This is a genomic window from Pseudomonas sp. TE36184, from assembly GCF_054060055.1.
The window spans coordinates 5,236,553-5,254,396 of the sequence record NZ_JBSSCU010000001.1 but is presented as its reverse complement, the minus strand read 5'-3'; the positions used below and the strand labels follow the sequence as shown (position 1 = coordinate 5,254,396).

Here is a 17,844-nt window from a genome sequence, read left to right as displayed (position 1 = left end):
CTTGAAAATGAATGCACTCTGCCAAACGCAGCAGATCCCCTGTGGGAGGGGGTTTGCTCCCGATGGCGGTGTATCAGTTGATAGATGTTCTGACTGACACTTCGCTATCGGGGGCAAGCCCCCTCCCACATGGCTTATTTGGCAGCCCAGGAATTGAAGCGCTGCTCAAGTTGCTCGCCGTTATCCGCCCAGAAGCTCACATCGATCTGCACCTGGTTGGCGATGTTCTCAGGCGTGGTCGGCATGTCTTTGAGCACGTCCTTGGCCAGCAACGGTACGGCTTGGGTGTTGGCCGGGCCGTAAGCGATGTTTTCCGAGTAGATCTTCTGCTGCTGCGGCTGCACCGAGAAGGCGATGAACTTCTTCGCCGCTTCTGCGCGATCCTTGGCCAGGCCTTTTGGAATAGCCCACGCGTCGAAGTCGTAGATGCCACCGTTCCAGACCACTTTCAGGTTGCTCTCTTTCTGTACGGCAGCGATGCGACCGTTGTAGGCCGAGCTCATCACTACGTCACCCGAGGCGAGGTACTGCGGCGGTTGCGCGCCGGCTTCCCACCACTGGATCGACGGCTTGAGTTCGTCGAGCTTTTTGAACGCACGGTCCTGGCCGTCTTTGCCGGCCAGCACTTTGTACACATCCTTCGGCGCCACGCCGTCAGCCATCAACGCGAATTCGAGGGTGTATTTGGCACCCTTGCGCAGGCCGCGCTTGCCAGGGAATTTCTTGGTGTCCCAGAAGTCCGCCCAACTGGTCGGCGCGCTGCTCAGCTTGTCAGCGTTGTAGGCGAGTACGGTCGACCACACGAAGAAGCCCACGCCGCATGGCTGGATCGCGCCTTTGACGTAGTCAGCGCTGTTGCCGAACAGTTTCGGGTCCAGCGGCTCGAACATGTCTTCGTCGCAACCACGGGACAGTTCCGGCGATTCCACTTCCACCAGGTCCCAGGACACGCTCTTGGTGTCGACCATGGCTTTGATCTTGGCCATCTCACCGTTGTACTCGCCGGCGACGATTTTGCCGTTGCCTGCACTTTCCCACGGTGCATAGAAAGCCTTGACCTGTGCGGCCTTGTTCGCGCCACCAAAGGACACGACCGTCAGATCCGGGCCGGCCATGGCCTGGGTCGCGCCGATCAAGCCGATCGCCAGTGCGGAATACTTAAGGGATCTCAACATTGTTGTTCTCTCCACGTGCAGGGTTGGTGAAGCCATGGGGGCGATTATTTCGCCTCTAGAAGTGGGTCGAGTGCGCGAACGTGCTCGACTTGCCAGCCAATCGGTACCACGTCGCCGACCGCCAGTGCCGGGTCCAGCTCGGCGATCGGTTGTTTCACAAAAAAATCAGTCATGCCGCAGACTTCCAGGCGCACGCGCACGTGGTCGCCCAGGTAGACAAATTCCGCTACTCGCCCAGAGAAGCGGTTCACGCAACGTTCGCTGGAGCCATTGAGGCTGACGCGCTCAGGCCGCACCGACAAGGTCACCGGGCCGCCAACCTGGCCGACGTTCACCGCCAGCGCCTCGACTTTCTCGCCGCGCGCCAGTTCCACCACGCAGCGGTCGCCGGTGTGGCTGTGCAGGCGACCGTTGAGGCGGTTGTTTTCGCCGATGAAGTTGGCGACGAAGGTATTTTTCGGCTCTTCGTACAGGGTACGCGGCGCCGCGATCTGCTGGATCTCGCCCTGATGGAACACGGCCACCCGGTCGGACATGGTCAAGGCTTCGCCCTGGTCGTGGGTCACATACACCACGGTCACGCCGAGGCGTTGGTGCAGGTGCTTGATCTCCATCTGCATGTGTTCGCGCAATTGCTTGTCGAGGGCGCCGAGGGGTTCGTCCATCAGCACCAGCTGCGGTTCGAACACCAGCGCCCGGGCCAACGCCACACGCTGTTGCTGGCCGCCGGAGAGTTGCGCCGGGTAGCGTTGGGCGAAGGCGTCGAGCTGGACCATACTCAGCACGCGCTTGACCCGCTCGCTGATATCGGTCTTGCTCAACCCTCGCACCGACAGGGGAAACGCCAGGTTCTCGGCCACGGTCATGTGCGGGAACAACGCGTAGTTCTGGAACACCATGCCGATATCGCGCTTGTGCGGCGGCACGTGGTTGATGGCACGCCCGGCCAGCTGGATTTCGCCGGCAGTCGGCGTTTCGAAGCCGGCCAGCATCATCAGGCTGGTGGTCTTACCCGAACCCGACGGCCCTAGCAGGGTGAGGAACTCGCCCTTGCGAATCTCCAGGTTGAGGTCCTTGACGATCAGGTTCTCGCCGTCGTAGCTCTTCTGCACGCCACGAAAGCTGACCAGCACATCATTTGAATCCGCCTCGCTCATACCCGCACCTTTGTATTTTGGACTGCTGTGGCACAAGCGTAGTCCAGGGGCGGGGCCCCGGAAATCGGGGGCCAGGAGAGAATCACATCAGCCAGATGGAAGGTTGGGGGTAGGGAACGCCCTACAGCGATGGCGGGGATAGAACAGCGCCGCTATGAGCGCCAGCCTGCAAGCGCCGAGAACGGGCAAATGGCGCTCTGAAGGAGGTCGCAAACAGGCATGTCGTCAGAGCAGCTTGTGCTCCATGGCGTACTTCACCAGTTCGGCCAGGGAGGTGATATTGAGCTTTTGCATCAGGCGTGCCTTATGGGTGCTGATGGTCTTGCTGCTCAACGCCAGTTGCTGGGCGATGTCGTTGACGTTGGCGCCCTGGGCCAGGCGTTCGAACACCGAGAACTCGCGTTCCGACAGCAGCGAATGCAAAGGTCGCGAATCGGTCAGGCCGACCTCGAAGACCATGCGATCGGCCAGGTCCGGGTCGATATAGCGCCCGCCAGCCGCGACCTTGCGAATCGCCATCAAGAGCAGGGCCGGGTCGCTGTCCTTGGTGGCATAACCGGCCGCGCCTACCTTCAGGGCCCGCGCGGCCATCTGCGCTTCATCGTGCATCGACAGCACCAGGATCGCCGGCGGATTGCTCAGCGCACGAATCCGCGCGATGGCTTCCAGGCCGTTGACGCCAGGCATCGAGATATCCAGCAACACCACCTCGCAAGGCACATGGCGCAAGGTCTCCAGCAACTGCTCGCCATTGCCCGCCTCGCCCACCACCAGCAAGTCTTTGGCTAGGCCGATCAATTGCTTGATGCCTTCACGCACGATGGTGTGGTCTTCGGCTACCAGTACACGGATCACAGGGGTTTCCTCTTATTGTTATGCATCCAATGGCACCGTCACACTCAGGGTGGTGCCCTCCCCCGGCTGGCTGTCCAGGTTCAACTGCCCGCCCATGATCAGCACGCGCTCACGCATGCCGACCAGGCCGAACGACACCGGGCGCCCCTTGGCCTCGATGAAACCGACGCCGTCGTCGCTAATGGTCAGCCGCAGTTGCTTGCCCTCCACCGCCAGGGTCAGCTCGACAGTATGCGCCTGGGCATGGCGCATCACATTGGTCAGCGCCTCCTGCAGGATACGGAACAGGCCAATGGCCTTGGCATCGCTCAAGGCCGGCAGGTTATCCGGGACTTGCACCAGGCAGGGAATCTGCGTGCGCGCTTCGAAGCGCCGCGCCTGCCACTCGATGGCCGAGGCGATCCCGGCGTCGAGAATCGGCGGGCGCAACGCCGTGGCCACGTCGCGCACCAATTGAAACAGTTGGGCGATCAGGCGTTTCATGCTGTTCAAGCGCTCGTTCAGGCCGGGGTCCAGTTGCGCATAGGCCAGCTCGCACATGGAGGTTTCCAGCTTGAGTACGGTGAGCATTTGCCCGAGTTCGTCGTGTACTTCGCGGGCGATGCGCGCCTTTTCTTCTTCACGCACGGTTTCCAGGTGCGCCGACAGTTCGCGCAACTGCGCTTCGCTTTGCAGCAACGCAGCCACATAACGGCGACGTTCGGTGACGTCATTGAGGTAGACCACCAGGTATTCGCCGTCGGCAAACCGCAGAAAGCTCAACGACACCTCGGCCGGCAGGATGCTGCCGTCTGCGCGCAGGCAGTCGGCGGCGAAATGCTGTGGGCCCTCTTCGCTGGCACGCGCGCGTTTCCACAGGTTCAGCCAACGGTCCATGCTCAGGCTCGGGTCGAAATCGGCCAGCGGACGCTCGATCAGCGCGCCGGGGCCATAACCGAGCATGGTTTCCGCCGCCAGGTTGGCGTAGCGCACATGGCTGTCCCAATTGACCCAGAGGATGCCGACGGTACTTTGATCGATGGAAAACTGCGTCAGGCGCAGCGCTTCGGCACCGGCGGCGCGTGCGGCGCTTTCTTCGCGAGCGGCGAGCAGTTTGTGTTCCAGCACTCGTTGCTGGCGACGCTGCCAGAACACCACCGCCAGGCTGGCGAGCAGCAGCAACCCCAGCAGCAGGCTGAGGTTTTGCCACAGGCCGGGAGACTCGGACAGACGCGGGTATTTGGGTTGCAGCCAGCGGTTGTGCAATTGGTCCAGATCGCGGGCGGGGATGGCGCGCAACGCGCTTTCCATGATGCCGGACAGTTCCGGCCAGTCGCGGCGGGTCGCCACCCGCAGCAATTGCGGCAGGCCGATATCGCCGACCACCGCCAGCCCGGAGAACTCAGGCTCGCCCGACAAGCGGCTCAGTTGCGCCTCATCCACCACGGCGTAACGCGCCTGCTGACTGACCAGCAACTGCAAGGCCTGGCGCTCCATGGGCACGCCTTGCAGGTTGAGACCGGGATAGGTGCTGCGCAGGTAATCGGCCACGGCGCTGGGCATACGCACGGCGACGCGGGAATGTTCGTCGAGTTTTTCCAATTCCACCGCACCGCCGCCCTCACGCACACCGACGATACGCTGGGGCACGCGCATGTACGGGTCGGTGAACAACCACAGGCGCAAACCGGCCGGGGTTTGCTGCAGACCGGGGGCGATGTCCACCTCGCCGTCGCGCAGGGCGGCTTCCAGTTGCTCCTGAGTGGGGAAATTGCGCCACGTCAGCTCGATGTTCAGGGCCTTGGCCAGCCATTGCATCAACTCGACATTGGCCCCCGACAAACGCTGCAGGCGCCGGTCGTATTGCGCATACGGCGCCTGCAAGACCAGCCCCACCCGCAACTCCGGGTGCTGCGCCAGCCATTCGCGTTGCGGCACAGAGAGCTGCGCTTGCGCAGCGACAGGCACGGGCGCGGCCCCCGCCATCAAGGCAAAGCACATACAGCCGATAACCAGCAGACAGCGAAAACCCATGATCCACGTCTCACATCACTGACAAATACTGACCAACCCATTAGGCTGCTGGAATCACTTCTGGCCGGGAATTAACGATGCCCTATCGAAACCGTTCGGCACTGCCAGCATTGTGCCTGTCACTCCTCTTTACCGCCGTCTTTTCTGCCCAGGCCGCCGACGCGCCTGCGCCGGTTGCGGAAAAACCGCTCGAACGCCAGCCCCTGCCGGAGCGGAGCCGGGAAGAAGCCAGCGCCCTCGAACGCCAGATCCCACGCGAAGAACAGCAACAGCTGCAGGCCGGCAGCGATTCATTCCTGGCCCTGTGGAAACCGGCCAACAGCGCCGAAGCCGAAGGCGTGGTGATTATCGTACCTGGCGCGGGTGAAAATGCTGACTGGCCGCAAGCAATTGCACCATTGCGGCGTAAATTGCCGGATGCCGGCTGGGGCACCCTCAGTCTGTCACTGCCGGACGTGAACCTGGACACCTTGCCACCACGGGTGATCGAAGCGCCCAACGCGGCCGTCGACACCAGCAGCAAAGACGGCAGCACCGCCGCCAAACCGATCGAGCAAGCCGCCAGCGCGGAAGCCGAAGGCACCGACCCGGCCGTGGTGCCGGGCGCGGACGAACAGGACAAGACCGATGCCAAGCGTATCTTCGAGCGCATCGATGCCGCCGTCGCTTTCGCCCAGACCCAAGGCGCCCGCAGCGTGGTGCTGCTTGGCCATGGCAGCGGCGCCTGGTGGGCCGCGCGGTACTTGAGCGAGAAACAACCGAGCCAGGTGCAGAAGCTGGTGATGGTGGCGGGCAAGGCCCCCGTGGGTCGCCAACCGGACCTGCAACAACTCGCCCCGGGCTTGAAAGTCCCCACGGCGGATGTCTTCTACCAGGACCTCGCCCAGGACCGGAACACCGCACGGGAGCGCGCCCAAGCCGCCAAACGCTTGAAGAATGGCGGCTACAAGCAAGTGTCGCTCAAGACCTTGCCCGGCAACAGTTCGGCCGAGCAGGAGCAGTTGTATCGGCGGGTGCGCGGGTGGTTGAGCCCAGAGCCAAAAGACAGCTGAGCGCCCGCGCCCAAATGGGATGACTAACGGAAATCCCGCCGCTCGCGAATCAACGTATAGGCGTTATGCAGTTCGCGGGTTCGCTCGGTGGCCTCACGCACTTGCGCGGGGCTGGCGCCGCTACCGGCGATCTTGTCTGGATGGTGGCGGCTGAGCAGGCGGCGGTAGGCGCGCTTGATCGCCGAGGGCTCGGTGGTGCTGGTCACCCCCAGAATCCGCAACGCCTCCTGATACGCGGCGCCACGGCTGGCCACCGGCTTGCGCTCCGGCGCGTAATCGGCGGCCAGCGCCTGAAGCTGTTGCGGCGTCCAGCCCAACCACTTGCCCCACAAGTTGATCAAGTCGCGCTCGGCATCATCCGCGCGGCCATCCGCCCAGGCCATGCGCCAACAGGCGCGCAACACGCCTTCTGACGCATGGGGCTGGGACTTGAGGACGCGCAGGTAGGCGCGCACCCGGTCAGAGCCGGATTTACCGCGGTTGAACGCCGCAATCGCCCGACGCTGGGCCGGTTCGGTCATGTCCAGCGCGCGCATTTCCTGGCGTGCCTGCTGGATATGCCCGTCCGCCACGCGGCCATTGCTTTTGGCCAGGCGGCCCAGCAGCACAAACAACAGTTCGTCATTGCGCAACGCCGGGCGCCCGCCCAGGCGCTCACGCAACTGTGCCCAGCTGTGCAGTTGCAGGCGGCGATCCAGCGCCTGCCCAAGCAAGGCTCCCAACAAGGCCCCCGGAATACTGGCAATGGCAAAGCCAGCCCCGGCGCCGATCAGCGTCCCAGGCCACAACATCTTAGCGCCCCGCTGTCAGCAGGGTTTCGACTTGCGCCAGGCGCTCCAGCGTGCCGACATCGATCCAGCGTCCCGTCATGTGTTCTCCCGTTACTTGACCTTGCGCCATGGCCGCGCGCAACAGCGGCGCCAGCTTGAAGGCACCGGTGCTGCACCCCGCGAACAACTTGGGGTCGAGCACTGATATGCCACTGAAGGTCAGGTTATCGGCACCGGGCGCCGCATCATGAAGCACACCATGATCCAGGTGGAAATCCCCGCCCGAGGGGTGATGCGCCGGGTTATCGACCATCACCAAGTGGGCCAGGCCCTGGAGCGGGCGCTGGAGTTGGGCGAAGTCGTAATCGGTCCAGATATCGCCATTGACCACCAGAAAGGGTTCATCCCCCAGCAACGGCAGCGCCTGGAAAATCCCGCCGCCGGTTTCCAACGGTTCGCCCTCGGGGGAGTAGCGGATGCGCAGGCCAAACTGCGCACCGTCGCCCAGGTAGTTTTCAATCTGCTGGCCGAGCCAGGCATGGTTGATCACGACATCGGTGAACCCGGCCCTGGCCAGCGCCTCCAGGTGATACTCGATCAGGCGCTTGCCGCCCGCCTGCACCAGCGGCTTGGGCGTGTGCAAGGTGAGCGGGCGCATCCGCTCGCCTTTGCCGGCCGCCAGGATCATCGCCTTCATACGCTCGCCTCGGCGGGTTGGCGCAGGCTGGCCAGCAGCTCAGCCAGTTCGCCCAACTCCGGACGGTCCGCCAGTACCGCGTCTATATAGGCAAAGAAGCGCGGCACGTCGGCCAGGTAGCGTGGCTTGCCGTCGCGGTGGCAGATACGCGCGAAAATACCGATCACCTTGAGGTGACGCTGCACGCCCATCAGGTCGCTGGCGCGCAGGAAGTCATCGAAATCCGCCTGCACCGGGATGCCCAGGGTTATGGCGCGCTGCCAATAACCGCGCTGCCATTCGCGCACGCGGGCCTGGGGCCAACTGAGGAACGCGTCCTTGAACAGGCAGGTGATGTCGTAGGTCACCGGGCCGTAGACCGCGTCCTGGAAATCCAGCACGCCGGGGTTCGGTGCGCTGATCATCAGGTTGCGCGGCATGTAGTCGCGGTGTACCAGCACTTTCGGCTGGGCCAGGGCGCTGTCGATCAGGCGCTCGCTGACACGCTGCCAGAGCGCCTGCTGGTGCGCGTCGAATTCGATCCCCAGGTGGCGGCGCACGTACCATTCGGGGAAGAGTTCCAGCTCGCGGCGCAGTAAAGCGACGTCATAGCTGGGCAGCGGCGCGTCCATCGGCAACTGCTGGAAAGCCAGCAAGGCGTCGATGGCATCGGCGAACAATTGATCGGCATTTTGCTCGTCAATCACGTCCAGGTAGGTTTTTCTGCCCAGGTCGTTGAGCAAAAGAAAGCCGCGCGGCAAATCTTCTGCATAAATTTTTGGCACATTGATTGCCGATTTCGCCAGTAAATCGGCGATATCGACGAAAGGTTTGCAGTTTTCCTGGGGGGGTGGAGCGTCCATCACCACGAAAGTATGCGCCCCGCCTTCCCAGCGGAAGTAGCGCCTGAAACTCGCGTCGCTACTGGCCGCGGTCAATGTGGCCGGGGGTACGACGCCCCAATCCTGAGCGTTGAAGAGGATCGGCAACTGCTCATCCAGCCAGACTTTCAGCTGTTGTAAACGTAGATCTTGCTCGGGCATTACAAGGGTCTCCGACGGCGCTAGCCGTCAAGCGGGTCATGCTTTATTATCACGCATCTTGTGCGACACGCGTAGCGTGTCTCCAGGTTGGCGGTGAGACGTCACCGTCAATGGTTTTCCCCAAGAAAACCGATAGCCCGGTAGCCAATCCGGGAAACAAAACAGCCCAGGGGTCCCACTGCTTAGAAGGACTCGTTGTCGCTGCGGCGACAATAGCGAACCCCAAAGCCGCTTAGCACTCAGAAGCGCGGCTATGGTCCGAATTTCGGACTGGGAGTGCCTACTTCACTACTGATGAGGTCTCTATGCGGAAACGTCTAGCCCTTAAAGCTGATGTATCGGCAAGTCAGACAGATATCTCCAAAGCTCTCGATGACGTCTTGTATCGACTGACTTGGAAATTTGCGGGAATGATATCGGCCTTTACGGTCGTCATTATTTGCGCCGTCTTCTACATCAGATAGCGAATCCACTCAGGCCCTAGGCCTACCCTTGCGGGATGAATCCCCGCAGGGATTCCTCCTGCCTTAAAACAGGAGGAAATACTCTTTGAGCGTGCTGCCTTGCAGTCCTCCGCTCACATCAAACCGGAGACACGAGCGAAAACTCTGTCTGTCATTGTCCAACTATCTTAGTTTGAGATAGCAGCGGACTCGTTGTGCGACCAACGATAGCCTAGGAAAACATGCGTCACTGGTAACGGTGGGGTGTGAAGCTTTTCCGACAATGTAGTCCCCATCAGGGTGTGCTTTTGCCGTGAGGCAAAGTACAGACGCTCGGAGCAGTACCGGGTCGAGACGCTAGGCTGGTTGGCATGGGTAACGTAAGTGAACTGCTGATAAACGCCGTAATGATAAACATGCCAAAACTGCTGTCAGGCATGGACCAAAAGGTATGGGGCCAGTTATTCCTGTGGGATGTGGGAATACGTCGCTACAAGGCCTCCGGTGAAAAGGCAGACCCTAAACCAATCGTGTGACAGGTAGGGAACGTGGTAAGCCCGTATGGCCGCCTTCGGGCAGGTGAACCGCAAGGGGATCTGTTGGCTGTGCGGGTATGGGATCGCAGAAAAAGCGAACGCCGAGCTGTAATGGCGCGGATAGGGGTTGGAACATTACCCCACGGGAAACCGGGCAGACTTCTGCGTGGTCTTTTATCGCATGAACGCTGAGTAAACCTGTCTCAATCATCTTCGAAGTCCGGCAGTAATGGGCTTCTTATTCATCCACTCCTGACGGGAGCGTCCATTCCCGTCAGGGGATGCGTACGTCTTCTGCTCGGGAAACTTGAGAGGAAGGCAGCATGTTAGTACCTAGCCAACTGGCCGGGTCTGCGCCTTCCGGCGTTCCGCAGCATTGGCATGACATCGATTGGTGTCGTGTGCAGCAGAACGTACGGGCGATGCAGATACGGATTGCGAAGGCTTGTCGGGAAGGCAACTGGCGCCGGGTGAAAGCCCTGCAACGGATGTTAACCCGCTCTCGTTCGGCCAGATACTTGGCCATACGGCGAGTCACTGAAAACCAGGGCAAGCGCACGGCGGGAGTCGACCGCGTGCTCTGGGATACACCCGATGCCAAATGGAAAGCGGCAAATGGGTTGAAGCGCCACGGGTATAAGCCACGGCCACTACGGCGTGTGTTTATCCCGAAATCGAATGGAAAAGAACGCCCTCTGGGCATTCCAACCATGACTGACAGAGCTATGCAGGCGCTATACCTGCTAGCCCTGGCACCTATCGCTGAGACCACCGGCGATCCAAACAGCTACGGCTTTCGGATCGAACGCTCCACGGCGGATGCGATGGGACAGTTGTTCGTTTGTCTATCCAAGAAGGCTTCGGCCCAATGGGTATTGGAAGCGGACATCAAAGGCTGCTTTGATCACATCAACCATGACTGGCTGATCGAAAATGTCCCAACGGACAAAGAAATCCTCCGAAAATGGTTGAAAGCTGGAGTGATTCACAAAGGCCAGCTACAGGCAACGAATGCCGGTACACCACAGGGCGGGATTATCTCGCCCACCTTGGCTAATTTGGTGCTGGATGGACTGGAATCACAGCTCAAGCAACATCTGGGCGTGACGAAGGCGAAGAAGCTGAAAATTAACGTGGTGCGATATGCGGATGATTTTGTGATTACCGGTAGCTCGAAAGAGATGCTCGAAAATGAGATCAAACCTTGGGTTGAGCAGTTTCTCGCGGTGCGAGGATTGCAGCTGTCGCTTGAGAAAACCCACGTCGTCCACATAGATGAAGGCTTCGACTTCCTTGGTTGGAATTTCCGCAAATACGGCGGAAAACTCCTGATCAAACCTGCCAAAAAGAACGTGAAAGCGTTCTATAGGAAGGTAAAAGAGGTCATCAGCACTAACAAAGCGGTGAAACAGGAGGAGTTGATCCGCCTGCTTAATCCGATACTGCGAGGCTGGGCGCTGTATCACCAGCCTGTGGTCGCCAAGAAGGCGTACAGCCGCATGGACCACCAAATATTCCAAGCGCTTTGGCGTTGGGCGAAAAGGCGGCACCCAAACAAAAGTCTCGATTGGGTAAGGGAGAAGTATTTCCAAACCTACGAAAATCGAAGCTGGGTGTTTGCCACCACGGTCATAACGGAGTCAGGAGGCAAAGAGGCAATTCGGTTATACGCCCTAGAAACCACGCCGATTGAGAGGCACAGGAAGATCAGCGGGGATTTCAATCCGTTTGATCCCTCTATGGAAGAAATGGGAGAGGCATTGCGGATGTCCCGGATGCTCGGGAAATTGAAGTACCGCAAACAAATTCTTCATCTATTTCAATCCCAAAAAGGACTGTGCGTACTATGCAAAAGCCCAATATCTAGGGAGACTGGGTGGCACGACCACCACATCATTTATCGCTCACAAGGCGGTGGTGACTCGCTGGACAACCGGGTACTATTGCATCCCATTTGCCACCAGCAGCTTCACGCTCGTGGACTAACAGTGTACAAACCGGCTCCCCCAAGGGGGGGCTTCGTAAAGACTTGAGCCGTATGCGCTGAAAGGCGCACGTACGGTTTTTAGGGGGGAGCAGACCAGAAATGGTCTGTTCCTACCCAACTTTCAGACCATCGAGAGGCGTGCGGCCCACACCGCGGGCAGATGGCACGCAGGAAGCCCGGACTAATAAGATGGCATTGAAATCCCCCGCGTTTCGTAGAAAATTTCCGTTGCTGGTAACCGGCAGTCTGCTGGCCATGCAACCTTTCGCCACCTCATTCGTGGTCGCCGCGGAACAGTATGACTGCTCAGTCTCTGCTTCGGGTGCCTGGGATTGCGCGCCGAAAACCGCCGCCGCCCCATTGCCACCGCGCCCGGTGCATGACGGTGCAGCCGTCAGCTCGGCCAACGGCACGGCGCAAGCCAACGCTGAAGGCGGCACCGAGGCCGAGCCGAAGACCATGCTGGTCACCGAATCCAAGGGCCGTGGCCTGCGTTCGCGCAGCGCCGACTACAGCCACTTGGACTGGGTGCCTCGCGAGAAGCTGACCGCCGCCCAACTGGCGGAAACCGGTCCTTATTGCTCCGGCGCGTACATCGAGCCGATTCGTCCTGGCATGAACGACAAGACGAACCAGAGCGATGCGCCGACCTTCATCGGCGCCAAGGCCTCGCGTTACGAGCAGGAACAGCAGGTCGCGACCCTGGCCGGTGACGTCGTCATGCGCCAGGGCAGCATGCAGCTGGAGTCTGAAGAAGCCAGCCTGTACCAGGCCGAGAACCGTGGCGAGCTGAACGGCAACGTCCGCCTGCGCGACAACGGCGCCCTGATCGTCGGCGACCACGCCCAGGTCCAGCTCGATACCGGCGCGGCACAGATCGACAACGCCGAATACGTGATGCACAAGTCACGCATCCGCGGTAACGCGCTGTACGCCAAGCGCGCCGAAAACGCGATCATCCGTCTCAAGGACGGTACGTACACCACCTGCGAGCCAGACAGCAACGCCTGGCAGCTCAAGGGCAACAACATCACGTTGAACCCGGCCACCGGTTTCGGTACGGCCACCAACGCGACGTTGCGGATCAAGAACATCCCGATCCTGTATACCCCTTACATCTATTTCCCGATCGACAACCGTCGTCAATCCGGCTTCCTGCCGCCGAGCTTCAGCACCGGCAGCGAGACTGGCTTTACGCTGGTGACGCCGTACTACTTCAACCTGGCACCGAACTACGACGCCACGTTGTACCCGCAATACATGACCAAGCGCGGCTTGTTGATGGAAGGCGAATTCCGCTACCTCACCAAATCCAGCGAAGGCCAGTTCGGCGGCGCGTACCTGAACGACGACAGCAACGAACGCAGCAAGCAGACCGATTACGAAAAAACCCGTTATATGCTCAATTGGCAGCATAAGGGCGGGCTGGATTCGCGCCTGACGACTCAGGTGGATTACACCAAGATCAGTGATCCGTTCTACTTTCAGGATCTGAAGTCATATGAAGAAGGCGTAGAGAGCCGAGACTTCCTCAACCAACAAGGCTCTTTGACCTATCGTGGCGACTCTTACCAGGCGCGCCTGAACGTCCAAGCGTATCAATTGGCGACGATCTCCCAAATCACGCCTTATGACCGACTGCCTCAGATCACTTTTAATGGCGCTCTGCCGTATCACCCCGGCGGCCTGAACTTCTCTTATGAGACTGAAGCTGTACGGTTTGATCGAGACCTCAGAAGCGGCAATGTCACCAATGAAGATGGTGGCCCGTTCAATGCGGATGGTACGGTAGGTGAGCGTCGTCTGGACACCTACGTCACAGGCCTGACCCGTGCAAACGGTACGCGCTTGAACGCGGCTCCCGCCGTCGACTACCCGATGAACTGGACCTACGGCTTTATTACGCCGAAGTTGAAGTACGTCTATACCAAGTACGATCTCGACCTTGACGGTACGGGCAAGACGCAAATGGCTGCAGCCGGCCAGACGTTCAAGAGCTCGCAAGATCGCACTGTGCCAATCGCCAGCGTCGACAGTGGCCTGTACTTCGACCGCAACACCAACTGGTTCGGCAAAGACTATCGCCAAACCCTCGAGCCGCGCGCGTTCTACCTTTATGTACCGAATAAAGACCAGAGCGACATCCCGGTTTTTGACAGCGGCGAATACTCGTTCAGCTATGCCTCGCTGTTCCGTGACAACCGCTTCAGCGGCACAGACCGGATCGGCGATGAGAACAAGCTGTCCCTGGGCCTCACCAGCCGCTGGATCGAAGAGAACGGCTTCGAACGCCAACGCGTCAGCGTCGGCCAGGCCCTGTACTTCAAGGACCGCGAAGTTCAACTACCAGGCGTCCTGGCAGCCGACCGCGCCGACGCCCAGAGCGACGTTTCGCCGATCGCGCTGGACTACGAGTTCCGCTTCAACCGCGACTGGCGCGCCACTGCCGATTACAACTGGGACACGGAAAGCCACGCCCCACGTTCCGGCAGCGCGATGTTCCACTACCAGCCGGAAGACAACCCGAACAAGATCGTCAACCTCGGTTATCGCTATCGCAACGACCAAGTGGTCTACAACCAGCTGACCGGCAAATGGCAGTTTGGTGGCGACTACGGCACGGAAGGCCAACCAAACTTCGTGAAGGATTACTACAAAATCCAACAACACGACTTCTCGATGATGTGGCCGATCATTCCCCAGTGGAACATGATTACCCGCTGGCAGTACGACTACGCCCGCAACCGTACCCTGGAAGCCTTCGGTGGTTTCGAGTACGACAACTGCTGCTGGAAACTGCGCGTCATCAACCGTTACTGGGTTTCCAACGACGAATACAGCCAGATCGCCCCGCTTAACGAAAAGGGTGACCACGGGCTCTTCTTCCAGATCGTCCTCAAAGGACTCGGCGGCCTGACCGGCGCCAAGGTAGAGAGCTTCCTCGACAAAGGCATTCAAGGTTATCGTGAACGTGAAGATCAAGCTTTCTGATTGTCTGCGCCCGCTCGTGCTGGGCGCGCTGTTCCTGGGTACCGCATCGGCGCATGCCGCGGTTCAACAGCTGGATAAGGTCGTGGCCATCGTCGATAACGACGTGATCATGCAGAGCCAACTGGACCAACGGGTCAAGGAAGTTCAGCAAACCATCGCCAAGCGTGGCGGTGGTGTGCCGCCGACCAGCGTCCTGGACCAACAGGTGCTGGAGCGCCTGATCGTCGAAAACCTGCAATTGCAGATCGGCGATCGTTCCGGCATCCGTATTTCGGACGAAGAACTGAACCAGGCTGTCGGCACGATCGCGCAACGCAACAACATGAGCATCGATCAGTTCCGCGCCGCCCTGGCCCACGACGGCCTGTCCTATGAGGACGCGCGTGACCAGATCCGCCGCGAAATGATCATCAGCCGTGTGCGTCAGCGTCGTGTGGCCGAGCGGGTTCAGGTGTCCGAGCAGGAAGTGAAGAACTTCCTCGCATCGGACCTGGGCAAGATGCAGCTCTCCGAAGAACTGCACCTGGCCAACATCCTGATCCCGACCCCGGACAGCGCCAACTCTGAGCAGCTCAATGCAGCCGCCGCCAAAACCCAGGCTATCTATGATCGCCTGAAGGCCGGTGCCGATTTCGCCCAGATGGCAATCGCCCAATCCGGCAGCGACAACGCCCTGGAAGGCGGCGATATGGGCTGGCGTAAAGCCGCTCAATTGCCACCGCCGTTCGACCGTGAGCTGAGTGCCATGGAAGTGGGAGGCATTACCCAGCCAGCCCGCACCCCAGGCGGCTTCATCATCCTCAAGTTGCTGGAACGTCGCGGCGGCGAGACCTCGCTGAAAGACGAAGTCCACGTTCGTCACATCCTGGTTAAACCAAGCGAAATCCGCACCGAAGCGCAAACCAAGGAACTGGCCCAGAAGATCTATGACCGCATCGAAAGCGGCGAAGACTTTGCCACCCTGGCCAAAAGCTTCTCGGAAGACCCAGGTTCCGCCCTCAACGGTGGCGACCTCAACTGGATCGACCCGAAAGCATTGGTGCCGGAGTTCCAGGAAGTGATGGCCAAGACCCCGCAAGGCGTACTGTCCAAACCGTTCAAGACGCAATATGGCTGGCATGTACTGGAAGTCCTTGGCCGCCGCGCCACCGACAACACCAGCCAGGCCCGCGAACAGCAAGCCCTGACCGTCCTGCGCAACCGCAAGTACGATGAAGAGCTGCAAACCTGGCTGCGTCAGATCCGTGACGAAGCCTACGTAGAAAACAAACTGCCAGGCGCCGAGCAAACAGGCACCAACCAGGCAAACCAGTGAAACCCCAGCGTTTCGCGGTGACACCCGGCGAGCCGGCCGGCATTGGTCCAGACCTGTGCCTGCTGCTCGCCTCGCAGCCCCAGCCACACCCCCTGATCGCCATTACCAGCCGCGACCTGCTCCTTGAGCGGGCCGCGCAACTGGGCGTGGCCGTCAAGCTGCTGGACGTTGCGCCGGGTAACTGGCCCGACCTGCCGGCTCCTGCGGGCAGCCTGTATGTATGGGATACCCCGTTGCAGGCCAAGGTGGTCGCCGGGCAACTGGACAAGGCCAATGCGGCCTTTGTGCTGCAAACCCTGACCCGTGCCGGGCAAGGGTGTATCGACGGCGACTTCGCCGGCATGATCACCGCCCCCGTACACAAGGGTGTGATCAACGAATCCGGCATCGCCTTTTCCGGCCATACCGAATTCCTCGCCGAACTGACCCACACCCCCCAAGTCGTGATGATGCTGGCCACACATGGCCTGCGCGTCGCCCTGGTGACCACGCATTTGCCGTTGCGCGACGTGGCCGATGCCATCACCGTCGAACGCCTGGAGCGCGTCACGCGCATCCTGCATGCCGACCTGCAACAGAAATTCGGCATCGCCCAACCGCGCATCCTGGTCTGCGGGCTCAACCCCCACGCCGGTGAGGGCGGCCACCTGGGCCATGAAGAAATCGACATCATCGAACCCACCCTGGAGCGTCTGCGCCAAGACGGCATGGACCTGCGCGGCCCATTGCCCGCGGACACTCTGTTTACCCCCAAATATCTGGAGCACTGCGACGCAGTGCTGGCGATGTACCATGACCAGGGGCTGCCCGTGCTGAAATACAAAGGCTTCGGCGCCGCAGTCAACGTGACGCTGGGCCTGCCGATCATCCGCACTTCCGTCGACCATGGCACCGCCCTGGACCTGGCGGGCAGCGGCAAGATCGATACCGGCAGCCTGCGCGTGGCCCTGGAAACCGCCTATCAGATGGCCGAGACCCGTATATGACCGAGCATTACCAACACCGGGCGCGCAAGCGCTTCGGGCAAAACTTCCTGCACGACGCTGGCGTGATCGACCGCATCCTGCGCTCCATCCATGCCAAGCCTGAAGACCGTCTGCTGGAAATCGGCCCGGGCCAGGGCGCACTGACCCAAGGCCTGCTGGCCAGCGGCGCGCAACTGGATGTGGTTGAGCTCGATAAAGACCTGATCCCGATCCTCAATCAGCAGTTTGGCGGCAAGTCCAACTTCATCCTGCACCAGGGCGATGCGCTGAAGTTCGACTTCACCAGCCTCAATGCCGCGCCCAACAGCCTGCGGGTGGTGGGTAACCTGCCGTACAACATCTCCACGCCGCTGATCTTCCACCTGTTGAACAACGCAGGGATCATCCGCGACATGCACTTCATGCTGCAGAAAGAAGTGGTTGAGCGCTTGGCCGCCGGCCCTGGCGGCGGCGATTGGGGCCGCCTGTCGATCATGGTTCAGTACCACTGCCGCGTCGAACACCTGTTCAATGTTGGCCCAGGCGCGTTCAACCCGCCGCCGAAGGTCGATTCGGCCATCGTGCGCCTGGTGCCTCACGCCGTGCTGCCGCACCCGGCCAAGGATCACAAACTGTTGGAGCGCGTCGTGCGCGAAGCCTTCAACCAGCGCCGCAAGACCCTGCGCAATACGCTCAAAGCGCTGTTGAGCAACGCCGAGATCGAAGCCGCTGGCGTCGACGGCAGCCTGCGCCCGGAACAACTGGACCTGGCCGCATTCGTGCGCCTGGCCGACCAGCTTGCGATCCAGCCGCCGCCCGTCGCGGACTGAAGCCCGCCCTGCACCAGGCCCGACAGCATGTCTGGC

Annotated in this window: 13 protein-coding genes; 6 read left to right on the top strand and 7 right to left on the bottom strand. The window is 60.7% G+C overall.

What is annotated here, in order from left to right:
• Positions 1-134: 134 nt before the first annotated feature.
• The 4 genes from ACVWZP_RS23585 to ACVWZP_RS23570 form a co-directional block, all read right to left on the bottom strand.
• Positions 135-1,175, bottom strand: a complete 1,041-nt coding sequence (locus ACVWZP_RS23585; RefSeq protein ID WP_057005388.1) for an ABC transporter substrate-binding protein — start codon at positions 1,173-1,175, stop codon at positions 135-137.
• Positions 1,176-1,219: 44 nt separating this feature from the next.
• Positions 1,220-2,332 (bottom strand): ABC transporter ATP-binding protein, encoded by a 1,113-nt coding sequence (locus ACVWZP_RS23580; protein ID WP_046381864.1) that lies wholly within the window; start codon positions 2,330-2,332, stop codon positions 1,220-1,222.
• Between the two features lie 225 nt (positions 2,333-2,557).
• Positions 2,558-3,187: a response regulator gene (locus ACVWZP_RS23575; protein WP_017847801.1), complete on the bottom strand. Its 630-nt coding sequence runs from the start codon at positions 3,185-3,187 to the stop codon at positions 2,558-2,560.
• Between the two features lie 18 nt (positions 3,188-3,205).
• The gene (locus ACVWZP_RS23570; protein WP_046381863.1) at positions 3,206-5,200 is read right to left on the bottom strand and encodes a sensor histidine kinase; all 1,995 of its coding nucleotides are present in this window, start codon (positions 5,198-5,200) and stop codon (positions 3,206-3,208) included.
• A gap of 77 nt (positions 5,201-5,277) precedes the next feature.
• Between ACVWZP_RS23570 and ACVWZP_RS23565 the strand changes: the two genes are divergently transcribed.
• Complete coding sequence (locus tag ACVWZP_RS23565; RefSeq protein WP_046381862.1) at positions 5,278-6,252, top strand: alpha/beta hydrolase family protein; 975 nt, start codon at positions 5,278-5,280, stop codon at positions 6,250-6,252.
• Positions 6,253-6,275: 23 nt separating this feature from the next.
• Here ACVWZP_RS23565 and ACVWZP_RS23560 read toward each other — a convergent pair whose 3' ends face one another.
• From ACVWZP_RS23560 to ACVWZP_RS23550, 3 genes are read right to left on the bottom strand one after another with little or no spacing between them, the layout of a single operon-like run.
• Entirely contained in the window at positions 6,276-7,043 is a 768-nt protein-coding gene (locus ACVWZP_RS23560) for a TerB family tellurite resistance protein (RefSeq protein WP_017847804.1), read from the bottom strand.
• A 1-nt stretch (position 7,044) separates the two neighbouring features.
• Entirely contained in the window at positions 7,045-7,719 is a 675-nt protein-coding gene (gene murU, locus ACVWZP_RS23555; RefSeq protein WP_046381861.1) for an N-acetylmuramate alpha-1-phosphate uridylyltransferase MurU, read from the bottom strand.
• Entirely contained in the window at positions 7,716-8,741 is a 1,026-nt protein-coding gene (locus tag ACVWZP_RS23550; protein WP_046381860.1) for an aminoglycoside phosphotransferase family protein, read from the bottom strand. Before ACVWZP_RS23550 ends, murU begins: the two co-directional genes overlap by 4 nt.
• 1,302 nt (positions 8,742-10,043) lie before the next feature.
• On the opposite strand from ACVWZP_RS23550, the gene ltrA reads away from it, so the two are divergent.
• The 5 genes from ltrA to rsmA all read left to right on the top strand — a co-directional run bounded on the left by ltrA (position 10,044) and on the right by rsmA (position 17,808).
• Entirely contained in the window at positions 10,044-11,753 is a 1,710-nt protein-coding gene (gene ltrA / locus ACVWZP_RS23545; protein WP_457370191.1) for a group II intron reverse transcriptase/maturase, read from the top strand.
• A 143-nt stretch (positions 11,754-11,896) separates the two neighbouring features.
• Positions 11,897-14,698 carry an LPS-assembly protein LptD gene (locus tag ACVWZP_RS23540; protein ID WP_457370190.1) on the top strand — a complete coding sequence of 934 codons (2,802 nt, stop codon included), beginning with the start codon at positions 11,897-11,899 and terminating at the stop codon, positions 14,696-14,698.
• Positions 14,673-16,013, top strand: a complete 1,341-nt coding sequence (locus ACVWZP_RS23535) for a peptidylprolyl isomerase (protein ID WP_026140134.1) — start codon at positions 14,673-14,675, stop codon at positions 16,011-16,013. Before ACVWZP_RS23540 ends, ACVWZP_RS23535 begins: the two co-directional genes overlap by 26 nt.
• Positions 16,010-16,999 carry a 4-hydroxythreonine-4-phosphate dehydrogenase PdxA gene (pdxA, locus tag ACVWZP_RS23530; protein WP_017847809.1) on the top strand — a complete coding sequence of 330 codons (990 nt, stop codon included), beginning with the start codon at positions 16,010-16,012 and terminating at the stop codon, positions 16,997-16,999. Before ACVWZP_RS23535 ends, pdxA begins: the two co-directional genes overlap by 4 nt.
• Positions 16,996-17,808, top strand: a complete 813-nt coding sequence (gene rsmA / locus ACVWZP_RS23525) for a 16S rRNA (adenine(1518)-N(6)/adenine(1519)-N(6))-dimethyltransferase RsmA (protein WP_017847810.1) — start codon at positions 16,996-16,998, stop codon at positions 17,806-17,808. Before pdxA ends, rsmA begins: the two co-directional genes overlap by 4 nt.
• Positions 17,809-17,844 lie beyond the last annotated feature (36 nt).